Below are 12265 nucleotides of genomic sequence, written 5' to 3'. Positions count from 1 at the left end.
TTAGTTTTACAGATAAAAACACAGCGAATAACAAATTAATTACGATTCGAAAAAATTCACCGTGTGAGGTTTTATTTTTATTATAACCTGCTCATTATTTTCAAATGACTGGCCATATTGTGCAGCAACTTCAATTTCTTGTTCATCAATAACAACCGAATAAACATACGCCGAACCAATAAAGCGACGACTTATGATTGTAGCTCGCTTGCTGAATTTGTCACTTTGGTTATCTGCCACTAATTCTATTTGATGGGGGCGTACATATATAAGCCCTACGCTTACGTTATGTTTACTCTCAACATAAGATTCGACTAAACCAAATGGTGTTTTATATTCAGTTGCTGTTAATGCTTCTGCACTCAAGTATATGCCTTGACCCAGAAACTCTGCAACCTCCTTTGAACATGGAGCTGCAAAAAGCTGCTCAGGCGTGCCTTGTTGCTCAATTTTACCGCGATGCATAATGGCCAGTGTATCTGAAAAGGCAAATGCCTCTTCTTTTGAATGTGTAACAAATACAGCAGATACTTGAGTTGCCTTAATAATTCGACGTATATCAGCAATTAATTCAAAGCGTACTTGTGTGTCGATATTTGAAAAGGGCTCATCAAGTAGCAATAAACTAGGCTTATAAGCTAATGCACGAGCAATAGCTACACGCTGCTGTTGACCACCCGATAACTGATGTGGAAACCTGTCGGCACAGCCAATTAAATGTACCAGCTTAAGCATTTCATCAACGCGTTGCTGCTTTTGAGCTTTACTCATTTTACTAAGCCCAAATGCGATATTATTTGCCACCGTTAAATGCGGAAACAGCGCATAATCTTGAAACATCATGCCGATGTTACGGTGCTCAGGCGAGACAAACGATTGCTCATCACTCACTAATTTACCGTCTATAAAAATAGACCCTTGCTTAGCTTCAATTAAACCTGCAATCGCTTTTAACGTGGTCGTTTTGCCACACCCACTCGCTCCAAGTAGGCAAACAATTTCATCTTTACCCACCGTTAAATCTAAATCGTGAATAACCTTTGTGCCGTTATAGTGATAGCTCACGCCTTGTAAAATTAAACTACTCATTTAACTACGCTGCTCCATAGAACGATTAATAAAATACAAAGGAATAAACCCAACAATAACAATAAATAAAGCCGATATTGAAGCAAGCTCTAATTGCTCGTCACTTACATACTGAAATACATGAGTAGCTAAGCTTTCAAAATTAAACGGTCTGAGCAATAGCGCAGCCGGCAACTCTTTCATACACTCAATAAATACCAATAACGCAGCAGTAAGCAATCCTCTTCGCAGTAAAGGTAAGTGCACTAAACGCAGCGTTTGCCCTTGGCTTTTACCCATTGATTGGCTTGCCATATCAAGTGATGGGCTAATACGTAAAAAACTCGACTCAATTGCTCCGTGTGCAATGGCGTAAAACCTAACAATGTAAGCAATAATAATAGTAAGAATGCTACCTGTAAGCAGTAAGCCAATATCTAAATTATACGGCTCGAGCGCTGTGTTAATGGTGTTCTCTAATAATGTAAGGGGTAACAAAACCGCAATAGCGAGTACCGTGCCAGGCAACGCATAGCCTGTGCTTGCTAAACGCCCAGGAACAAGCGGATACGTTTGCTTTGCCACACGCTGATAAAAAACAACAAAAATACTCAACGTAATCGTTATTAGGCTCACAACCCCTGCCACTTTTAAACTTTGCCAACCGTAACTAAAAAACTCAACATTCCATGCTTTATCAAAGTAGGTAATGGCGTAATTTATAAGTACTGCAATAGGAATTACAAAAGCGATAAGTAAAATAAAGCTACAAAATGCCGTTGCGAGCCAAGCAGACTTTCCTTTTAATACATAGAGAGATTCACTATTTACGCTTGATTGGCGCTCAAATACCGCTTGGTTTCGGCGACTAAAGCGCTCTGCCATTAATGCTAAAAATAACAGTAATAACATCACACCCGATATTTTAGCGGCCGCTGTAAGTGAGTAATAACCAAACCACGTATCGTATACGGCGGTTGTTAATGTACTTACGGCAAAATAACTCACTGTTGCAAAGTCAGCCATGGTTTCCATACTTATAAGCGCAAGAGCCGCCACAATAGCCCCACGAGAGAGCACTAAACTTACTTTAAAAAAGCTTTGCCAAGGAGATAACCCCATTAACTGGCTAGCTTGCACTAATTTGAATGACTGCTCGCGAAGGGCCGTTTTAAAAATTAAAAATAAATACGGGTAAAGCACCAAGGCAATCATAACTATGGCGCCGGGTAATGTACGTATATCAAAAAACCAATAGTCGCTAGGAGATTGCCAGCCAAACCATTCTCTCAGTGCTATTTGCACCGGACCCGCATAATCTAATAAGTCAGTGTATACATAGGCAATAATATAGGTAGGCATAGCAAGGGGCAGCATAAGTGCCCATTCAAACTGTTTTTTACCCGGGAAACTACAGTAAGCCGTCAGCCACCCAAGCGGCAAAGCTATGGCGCAGCTAAGGACGCAAACACCTAAAACTAACAATACGGTATTGGTTATGTAATCCCAAAGCACGGTATCCCACAGGTGAGAAAACACCTTAGAGCTACCTTGTAGAGATTCAAAAAGAAGAAAAAACAACGGGGCCGATAGTATTAAGCCAGTCGACCACGCAAAGAGCTGCCATTTAGACAGCTTAAATTTATTAGTCATTAAAGATCGAACTTCACCTCATCAATTAGCTTAAGTGCTAACGGACGATATTTACTAATCTCATCAAGTGGCAAGCTGTCTTCTTTAAAGCTACCCCAAGAGGCAACCAAAGTTGATAATTCAACACCCGACTTAACTGGATACTCCATATTTAATGAGGCATACATGTTTTGTGCTTTGCTGTCGGTCATATACTCTATGAGCTTTAATGCATTTTCAGGGTTTTTAGCATATTTGGTAATAACCGCACCCGAAACATTTATGTGTGAGCCACGATTAGTTTGATTCGGAAAGTTAATATTTACGGCCTCAGCCCAACCTTTTTGTTCTTTATCTTCTAGCATTTTGCCAAGATAGTAACTATTGCCTAATGCCAAGTTACATAAACCTTCTTTAACAGCTTTAACTTGAGCACGATCGTTACCTTGAGGCTTGCGCGCTAAATTAGCCTTCACACCTTCAAGCCACTCTTTAGTTTGCGCTTCACCATGGTGTGCAATCATAGAAGCTACTAAACCTAAATTATATGGATGTTTGCCTGAGCGCGTACAAATTTGTCCTTTGTATTTAGAGTCTGCTAAATCTTCATAAGTGAGCTTAGGTAACTCACCAACTCGCTCTTTTGATGAATAGACATTACGCACTCGCTTAGTAAGCGCAACCCATTGGCCATCACCGTCACGAAAGGCGGCTGGAACATTATTATTTACACTGTCACTTTTTATAGTTTGTGTTAATTTTAAATCTTCTAATTGAATAAGCGCGCTAAAGTTAGAGGTTAATACTAAATCAGCTTTACTGTGCTTGCCTTCGCGTTTAACACGCTCAATTAGCCCTTTTTTAGCAAAAACAACATTGGTTTTTATGCCTGTTTGCTTTGTAAAGTCTTCTAAAATTGGCTGAATTAAAAACGGTTGACGAAAAGAGTAGATGTTAACAACATCGTTTGCAAAGACTGGTGCCGATGCAACTACCCCTAAAACAAGTGCAAATACTTTCTTCATTATTCCACCTAAATAACTGTTATTATCAACGAATTCTACCGTGCTCATTCTAAAAGTGCACACTTTAAATAAATGTAAATATGTAAATAACGCCCAAAAAGGAAATACGGTGTAAGAGATGTCTTACGGATGTGACAGCTAATGAGTAAAAAACAAGATAAAAAACAACCTAAAAACAGTTAAGCACTTGAATTACATGAGATTTATTTTTATTACTATTGCAAAAACACTAATTGAATGTAGTTTTATCTCTATTTTAGTTGCTCTATTGCACTATAATTTACGCATCAACCAAGCAATGACGCTTATTGAGTAAAAGGAAATGGACTGCTTACTCAACCAACCAATGATTAGGTTATCAGGACAACACGGATTTTAGGACAGGCTCAGGATGAGTATCACAACGCAATGTTGTAAAAAGGACAGCGTCAGGAAGATGCGAAAAGGATAATAACAAGGCTAAGTTGTTCAACAGGATGTTGAAGGAATAAATGGACAGGCCTTTAAGGCAACACAAGGGATTGGTTAAAACAAGGATACACTAGGAAGTGTAATTAAGGATTTGGTAATAGTATTTACCCTACAGGATGTTTAGGAATTAAAGGATACAGGCCCGGAAGGTCTACATTACATAGAACTAAAAAGTAATATAGTAATAAACATGGATTAGTGAAAATTGGAGTTGATTAAGTTCAATTGCAGGATGCAGAAAATTAGAAGATTCCGCAAGCGCGCCTAGAGATAGAGCGCGCTTTTCTTTGCCTAAAATTTGGGTGAGTAAAGCACTGAGCAACTATCACTAATCTTTACTGAGTAATATCGCGTCACAGCAAATCAATGCTAAGACCTTAAAATACTTTATTAATATTTTAAATTTCGCTAAGTTTTTTATTAATTGCGCCGATAACTAAATAACGCAAGGATCATAAATACTCAATGGATATGAATTTTAAAACATCTCAAAGTAATACCTTTTTATGTAAAGTATCAGACGCAAGTACAGCAAAACCAATTGGTGTATTTAGTGCCCAAACCCCCAGCGAAAATCCCTATAAAGCTTTATTTAACCCCAAAGGTTATAACTTTTTAAATATGCCAATGAGTAAGTTTAAAAATATACTTAACGAAATTATTCAGTTAGAACGCGACATTCGTATTAGCAAGTGGGGTGAAGGTGCTCGACCTGATGAGTTTAGTTATCAACTTAATAGAATAGCAGACGCAATTGCAACGACTCAATTTAATGGCAAAATAGACATTAACTGCTACTTTTTAAAACGAGTTGAAGAAGCAAAAGAAATGATTGGTGAAGACTGTATCTCGTTTATTCAAGTGCATAATAGTATAAGTCAATTGTATAATACTGTTTTACAATTAACATCTGAAGAAGGCTTCAGAGCAATTCAAAATAAAGCACTTGCTCACTTAAAAAATCAGCAAGCATTTGCTTAACTTCGTAAAATTAACCTTCTAGCGGTCGGCCTTTATTGCGCTTACCCAATAAATACGCATCACGAAACTTAATAAAATGCTGCTCTAATTTTGTCGATGCATCCATTTCGCCCGCAAGTGCTAATACCATAATAGCCACTTCAGCAGTGCCTAGTTGATGCGCATGAGGGGCTACACGTAATCGGTAATCAGATAGTTTATCAGCAGTAACAGAAAGTACAGGCAAGTTATCTAAATAAGGGCTTTTGCGAATCATTTTCTTTGCTTCTCGCCACGTACCATCTAAGAATATAAATAGCGGCTTTTTACCTAATTCAATACTCACTTCGGTAATAGCTCTGCCCTCTTCTACATCTTCTGCGGGAAACACGACCATTGGCTGATACTGCGAATCATTTATTAAAGCTAAAAGAGCGGGGTTAGGATCTGTTCTATCCCATCTAAATGCGTGGTTATCTGGCACTATTTCAGCAATTAAACGCCCTGTATTAGAAGGTTTAAAGCTTTCATTATGATACATCAGTAAGCACACAGCGGCCTTACAATCTGCATGCTCAACACCTTTGCAAATACAGTAGTGCTTAGCAATCAGGCATTGTTCACAGCGTTCTAATTTACCACCTCGAGCATTAAACTCTCGACGAGATTCACTTATTTGTTGAGCGCGTAATGCTAAAACTGAGTTTTTCACTGTATTTACCTTCAATTAATTAAGCGCGCATTGTAACGACTTCTTGTTATTTAATCTTATATTTATCTAAGTTAAAAATAGACATAAAAAAACCCAACCGAAGTTGGGTTTTTTAAGCAAATACTAAGAAGTTAAATTACTTCTTTTTAGCTGCTTTTTTGTTTGGTAAATCAGTGATTGAACCTTCAAAAATTTCAGCTGCAAGGCCGATTGATTCATTCAATGTTGGGTGAGCATGAATTGTAAGCGCTAAGTCTTCACCATCAGCACCCATTTCAATACCTAAACCGATTTCGCCAAGCATTTCGCCCGCGTTAATACCGATCATAGCACCACCGATTATACGGCCACTTTCTTTATCAAAGATAAGTTTAGTAGAACCTTCAGTACGAGCAGATGCAATTGCACGACCAGATGCTGCCCACGGGAATACCGCAGTTTCAACTTTTAAGCCTTGCTCTTTTGCTTCTTTCTCAGTAACACCTACCCAAGCGATTTCTGGGTCTGTGTACGCTATTGAAGGAATACATTTAGGGTCGAAGAAATGCTTCTGACCAGAAATAACTTCTGCAGCAACATGACCTTCATGAACCGCTTTATGCGCAAGCATAGGTTGACCAACTAAGTCACCAATTGCAAAAATATGGCTTACGTTAGTACGTAATTGCTTATCAACATTAATAAAGCCACGCTCATCAACGTTTACGCCCGCTTTTTCAGCATCAAGTAAGTTACCGTTTGGAGTACGGCCAACTGCAACAAGTACTTTGTCGTAACGTACTGGTTCTGCTGGTGCGTTTTTACCTTCAAACGTTACGTATAAGCCGTCTTCTTTAGCTTCAACACCAACAACTTTAGTTGAAAGCATTACGTTGAATTTTTTGCTTACGTATTTTTGGTAAATTTTGATAATGTCTTTATCAGCTGCTGGTACTAATTGATCAGCAAATTCTACAACATCAATTGCAGAACCTAGCGCACGGTAAACCGTACCCATTTCAAGACCGATAATACCACCACCAAGTACAAGTAGCTTTTCTGGTACGTCTTTAAGTTCTAGTGCGCCAGTTGAATCAATTACACGGTCATCTTCTGGGATGAAAGGTAAGTTAACTGGTTTAGAACCTGCTGCAATAATCGCGTTATCAAACGTGATAGTTGTAGCGCCGTCTGCGCCTTCAACTACTAAAGTATTGCTGCCAGTGAATTTGCCGTATCCAGATACAACTTTCACTTTACGCATTTTGGCCATGCCTTCTAGTCCACCAGTTAACTGGCCAACTACAGAATCTTTCCAAGTACGAACTTGGTCAAGATCGATTTTTGGTGCGCCAAAAGTAACACCGTGAGATGACATTTCTGCTGCGTCATCAATCACTTTAGCTACGTGTAAAAGTGCTTTAGAAGGAATACAACCAACATTAAGACATACGCCACCTAATGTTTCGCGAGATTCTACTAATGTAACTTCTAAGCCCAAGTCAGCAGCACGGAAAGCCGCAGAATAACCACCAGGACCACCGCCTAGTACAACAACTTGAGTTTTTAATTCGTTGCTCATGCTTTTACCTTAATTGTTTGAACGGGACACTGCCCTAAAATTTAACTGCCATGTTTCTGCAAGGCAGAAAGAGTGAGCAGCGCACAAAGTGATGCAATTCGTACAAAGATTGTATCATTGCAAATGGTAAAAATCCCAGCTAAAAACAACTGGCTGGGATTTGATTCTATTTATTTTATTGCGTATACCAATTTTACTAAACTGGTTACATCACCAACTGGCGAATATCGCTCATGTAACTTGCAAGAGTCACAGTAAAGCGTGCAGCTAATGCTCCGTCAATAACCCTATGGTCGTATGACATAGACAGCGGAACCATTAGTTTAGGTTCAAACTCTTTGCCATTCCATTTAGGTTTCATTTCAGATTTAGATACACCTAAAATAGCAACTTCTGGCGCATTAACAATTGGCGTAAATGCCGTACCGCCGATACCGCCAAGGCTAGAGATAGTAAAACAGCCACCTTGCATATCAGACGATGTAAGCTTACCGTCACGTGCTTTAACAGATACTTCCATTAGTTCACGTGATAATTCAATAATGCCTTTTTTATCAACATCTTTAAACACTGGCACTACTAAACCATTTGGCGTATCAACAGCAACACCGATGTTAATGTACTTCTTAAGAATTAAACTTTCGCCGTCGCTAGACAGTGAAGAGTTAAATGTTGGGAAGTCTGCAAGTGCTTTAGCCGCTGCTTTCATCACAAACACAAGTGGTGTGATTTTAACGCCAAGCTTTTTCTTCTCGCTAAGTGCATTTTGCTCTTTACGGAATACTTCAAGACTTGTGATATCAGCTTCATCAAACTGTGTAACATGTGGGATTTGTACCCAGTTACGGTGTAAGTTTTTACCTGATAGCTTTTGAATGCGAGACAGTTTTTTCTCTTCAATTTCACCAAATTTAGCAAAATCTACTTTAGGCCATGGAATAAGACCAAGCTCACTACCACCTGCGCTACTGCCTGCAGATAATTGACCAGATTCAACTTGCTTAACTAGGTTTTTAACGTAGTTTTGCACGTCTTCTTTAACTATACGGGCTTTGCGACCAGTGCCCTTAACGTTAGCTAGATTAATACCAAACTCACGCGCTAAACGGCGAACAACGGGTGATGCATGAGCATATGCGCTGTTTTCTGTGAAGCTTTCATTACTTGCTTTTGCAGGTGCTGCTTGAGCCGGTGCTGACTCAGTTTTAGCCGCTGCTGCAGGTGCTGATTTTTCAGCTGGTGCAGATGCCGCTGGCGCACTGCCTGCAACTTCAAATACAAAAATTAATGAACCAGTCGATACTTTATCGCCAGCGGCTACTTTAATTTCTTTAACTGTACCTGCAAATGGAGCTGGCACTTCCATTGCAGCTTTGTCGCCTTCAACGTTTAAGATTGATTGATCTTCTGAAACCTCGTCGCCAACGGCAACCATAATTTCAGTTACTTCAACTTCATCGCCACCAATATCAGGCACATTAACTTCTTTAGTGCTTGGTGCTGAACTTGCTGTTGAACTATCAGCTGGCGCTTCTACAGGAGCCGACTCTTTAGCCGGTGCTGCAGATTCACTTCCTGCTACTTCAAAAACAAACACTAACGAGCCAGTTTTAACTGTGTCGCCAGCGGCTACTTTAATTTCTTTAACTGTACCGGCAAATGGAGCTGGAACTTCCATTGCTGCCTTGTCGCCTTCCACGTTTAAGATAGATTGCTCTTCTTCAACGGTGTCACCAACAGCAACCATGATTTCAGTTACTTCAACTTCATCATCGCCAATATCTGGTACAGTTACTTCTTTAATTGAAGAACCTGCAGAAGCAGCTGGTGCTGCCTCTTCAGATTTAGCTGGAGCAGCGGCTGATGTATTTTTCTCATCAGTGCCTTCACTCTCGCCTTCAAACAAAAATACTAAAGAGCCTGTTGTAACGGTGTCGCCAACGTTAACTTTAATCTCTTTTACAGTCCCCGCTTGAGAAGCAGGTATTTCCATTGATGCTTTGTCGCCTTCAACATTTAGTAATGATTGGTCAACATCTACTTTATCGCCAACGCTTACTAATATTTCGGTTACTTCTACTTCGTCGTCACCAATATCAGGTACTTTAATTTCAATACTCATTGCAAACCTCTTATGCGTACAGTGGGTTAAGTTTGTTAGTGTCGATGTTGAACTTTTTAAGTGCTTCAACAACTACTGACTTCTCAACTTCACCGCGTTTAGCAAGTTCAGATAACGTAGCAACAACAACGTAGCTTGCGTTAACTTCAAAGTGACGACGTAGGTTTTCACGGCTATCAGAACGACCGTAACCATCTGTACCTAACACTTTGTAGTTGCTGCTTGGAATGAATGAACGCGCTTGTTCTGCGTAGTTTTTCATGTAATCCGTTGCTGCAACAGTCACAGAGTCGTTTAATACGCTTGTGATAAATGCTGTTTTTTGCTCGCTTTCAGGATTAAGCATGTTAAAACGCTCAACATCTTGACCATCACGCGTTAGCTCATTGAAAGATGTTACTGAGTAAACATCTGATGCAATACCATATTCTTCGCTTAAGATTGAAGCAGCTTTGCGCACTTCAGTCATAATAGTACCTGAGCTTAATAGCTGTACGTTGGCTTTTTTACCTTCGTAACTTTCAAGCTTGTAAATACCTTTACGAATACCTTCTTCAGCGCCTTCTGGCATAGCTGGTTGATGGTAGTTTTCGTTCATAAGCGTTAGGTAGTAGTAAATATTTTCTTGGTCGTCACCGTACATACGACGAATACCGTCTTGTACAATAACTGCAACTTCAAACGCGTAAGTTGGGTCATAAGAAACACAGTTAGGAACCGTGTTTGCAAGAATGTGGCTGTGACCATCTTCGTGTTGTAAGCCTTCACCATTTAGCGTTGTACGACCCGCTGTAGCACCTAATAAGAAACCACGTGCTTGTTGATCGCCCGCCATCCATGCCATGTCGCCAACACGTTGGAAACCAAACATAGAGTAGTAAATGTAGAATGGGATCATTGGTAAATCGTTAGTGCTGTATGATGTTGCAGCAGCAACCCATGACGACATAGCACCTAACTCATTGATACCTTCTTGCAATACTTGACCTGAAGTTGCTTCTTTATAGTAAGAAACAATATCACGATCCTGTGGCGTGTAGTTTTGGCCATGCGGATTGTAAATACCGATTTGACGGAATAAACCTTCCATACCAAATGTACGCGCTTCATCTGCAATAATTGGTACGATATTTTTACCAATGCCTTTATCTTTTAATAAGATATTAAGTGCACGAACAAAGCCCATAGTAGTAGAAATATCACGCTTTTGCTCTTCAAGTAGTGGCTTAAATGCATCTACTTCTGGCAACGTAAGTTTTTCACTAAAACGTGGAATACGCTTAGGTGTGTAACCTTTAAGCTCATCACGACGCGCATGTAGGTACTTGTACTCAGGTGAACCTTCTTCAAGCTCTAGGTATGGTAATTCTTTTAATTGCTCTTCAGATACTAAGTCATCAAGACCAAGGCGTGAACGTAAATGTGCAACATGCGACATGTCCATTTTTTTCACTTGGTGCGCAATGTTTTTACCTTCAGCTGCTTCACCCATGCCGTAACCTTTTACAGTTTTAGCAAGAATTACAGTTGGACGACCTTTTGTCTCTTCTGCTTTTTTAAATGCAGCAAATAGTTTTGATGGCTCATGACCACCACGCTTAAGCGCAAAAATTTCGTCATCTGTCATATCTGCAACAAGGGCAGCTGTTTCAGGGTAGCGACCAAAGAAATGCTCACGCACGTATGCGCCATCTTTAGCTTTGTAAGTTTGGTAATCACCATCAATTGTTTCGTTCATCAATTGTAGTAATTTACCTGTAGTGTCTTTAGCAAGCAGAATATCCCAACCGCTGCCCCATACAAGTTTAATTACGTTCCAGCCAGCACCTTTAAACAAGCCTTCTAACTCTTGAATAATTTTACCGTTACCCATAACTGGGCCGTCTAAACGCTGTAAGTTACAGTTGATTAAATAACAAAGGTTATCTAGTTTTTCACGTGCAGCAAAAGAAATAGCACCACGCGATTCCGGCTCATCCATTTCACCGTCACCTAAAAACGCATATACACGTTGGTTTTTAGTGTCTTTTAAGCCACGACCATCTAAGTATTTTAAGAATCGTGCTTGATAAATTGATGAAATAGGACCTAAACCCATTGATACCGTAGGGAACTGCCAAAACTCAGGCATCAACTTAGGGTGTGGGTACGATGGTAAGCCTTCGCCATCAACTTCTTGGCGGAAGTTATCTAGTTGCGCAGCCGATAAACGACCTTCAACAAATGCACGTGCGTAGATACCTGGAGAAATATGACCTTGGTAATAAACTAAGTCACCACCGTCTACATCATTTGGTGCTTTAAAGAAGTGGTTAAAACACACTTCATAAAATGCAGCAGATGATTGGTAAGACGCCATATGGCCGCCTAAGTCGAGATCTTTTTTAGATGCACGTAGAACGATCATAATCGCGTTCCAACGTATAATTGAACGAATACGACGTTCAAGATTTACATCACCTGGGTAAGCAGGCTCTTGATCTACAGGAATAGTATTAACGTAGTTCGTGGTAATACCCGTTGGCATATCAACGCCGTCTAAACGGGCTTGCTCTAATACTTGCTCAAGTAAAAACTGAGCTCGTTCAACACCTTCTTCGCGCACAACTGATTCAAGAGCTTGTAACCACTCTTGTGTTTCTAGCGCGTCTACGTCAATTTTATTGACTTCAGACATATGGAGGTTTCCTTATGTTTAAAATACGAATATTGTT

Annotated in this window: 8 protein-coding genes; 1 reads left to right on the top strand and 7 read right to left on the bottom strand. The window is 39.9% G+C overall.

Annotation, left to right across the window (positions count from 1 at the left end; translation table 11 throughout):
- Positions 1-39 precede the first annotated feature (39 nt).
- From H5159_RS12790 to H5159_RS12780, 3 genes are read right to left on the bottom strand one after another with little or no spacing between them, the layout of a single operon-like run.
- A complete protein-coding gene (locus H5159_RS12790; RefSeq protein ID WP_182780397.1) occupies positions 40-1089 on the bottom strand; it encodes an ABC transporter ATP-binding protein in 1050 nt (349 codons plus the stop codon).
- Positions 1090-2721: an iron ABC transporter permease gene (locus tag H5159_RS12785; RefSeq protein WP_182780396.1), complete on the bottom strand. Its 1632-nt coding sequence runs from the start codon at positions 2719-2721 to the stop codon at positions 1090-1092.
- Positions 2721-3725: a Fe(3+) ABC transporter substrate-binding protein gene (locus H5159_RS12780; protein ID WP_182747979.1), complete on the bottom strand. Its 1005-nt coding sequence runs from the start codon at positions 3723-3725 to the stop codon at positions 2721-2723. Before H5159_RS12780 ends, H5159_RS12785 begins: the two co-directional genes overlap by 1 nt.
- 936 nt (positions 3726-4661) lie before the next feature.
- Between H5159_RS12780 and H5159_RS12775 the strand changes: the two genes are divergently transcribed.
- On the top strand, positions 4662-5177 hold the full coding sequence (locus tag H5159_RS12775; protein ID WP_182780395.1) for a hypothetical protein: 516 nt from the start codon (positions 4662-4664) through the stop codon (positions 5175-5177).
- 10 nt (positions 5178-5187) lie between these two features.
- On the opposite strand, the gene H5159_RS12770 is transcribed toward H5159_RS12775, so the two are convergent.
- The 4 genes from H5159_RS12770 to aceE form a co-directional block, all read right to left on the bottom strand.
- Complete coding sequence (locus tag H5159_RS12770; RefSeq protein ID WP_182780394.1) at positions 5188-5868, bottom strand: tRNA-uridine aminocarboxypropyltransferase; 681 nt, start codon at positions 5866-5868, stop codon at positions 5188-5190.
- Positions 5869-6004: 136 nt separating this feature from the next.
- Positions 6005-7429 (bottom strand): dihydrolipoyl dehydrogenase, encoded by a 1425-nt coding sequence (gene lpdA / locus H5159_RS12765; RefSeq protein ID WP_002957761.1) that lies wholly within the window; start codon positions 7427-7429, stop codon positions 6005-6007.
- Between the two features lie 205 nt (positions 7430-7634).
- The gene (gene aceF / locus H5159_RS12760) at positions 7635-9551 is read right to left on the bottom strand and encodes a pyruvate dehydrogenase complex dihydrolipoyllysine-residue acetyltransferase (RefSeq protein ID WP_182780393.1); all 1917 of its coding nucleotides are present in this window, start codon (positions 9549-9551) and stop codon (positions 7635-7637) included.
- A 10-nt stretch (positions 9552-9561) separates the two neighbouring features.
- A complete protein-coding gene (aceE, locus tag H5159_RS12755; RefSeq protein ID WP_002957763.1) occupies positions 9562-12228 on the bottom strand; it encodes a pyruvate dehydrogenase (acetyl-transferring), homodimeric type in 2667 nt (888 codons plus the stop codon).
- Positions 12229-12265 lie beyond the last annotated feature (37 nt).

Origin of the sequence: Pseudoalteromonas sp. SG43-1 (assembly GCF_014164415.1) — a bacterium.
Classification (GTDB): domain Bacteria; phylum Pseudomonadota; class Gammaproteobacteria; order Enterobacterales; family Alteromonadaceae; genus Pseudoalteromonas; species Pseudoalteromonas distincta.
This window is presented reverse-complemented; position numbering and strand designations above follow the sequence as displayed.

Coding starts and splice junctions, on each gene's coding strand:
- H5159_RS12785 (WP_182780396.1), bottom strand. CDS start 2,721: ATGACTAATAAATTTAAGCTGTCTAAATGGCAGCTCTTTGCGTGGTCG.
- H5159_RS12780 (WP_182747979.1), bottom strand. CDS start 3,725: ATGAAGAAAGTATTTGCACTTGTTTTAGGGGTAGTTGCATCGGCACCA.
- aceF (WP_182780393.1), bottom strand. CDS start 9,551: ATGAGTATTGAAATTAAAGTACCTGATATTGGTGACGACGAAGTAGAA.
- H5159_RS12790 (WP_182780397.1), bottom strand. CDS start 1,089: ATGAGTAGTTTAATTTTACAAGGCGTGAGCTATCACTATAACGGCACA.
- lpdA (WP_002957761.1), bottom strand. CDS start 7,429: ATGAGCAACGAATTAAAAACTCAAGTTGTTGTACTAGGCGGTGGTCCT.
- H5159_RS12775 (WP_182780395.1), top strand. CDS start 4,662: ATGGATATGAATTTTAAAACATCTCAAAGTAATACCTTTTTATGTAAA.
- aceE (WP_002957763.1), bottom strand. CDS start 12,228: ATGTCTGAAGTCAATAAAATTGACGTAGACGCGCTAGAAACACAAGAG.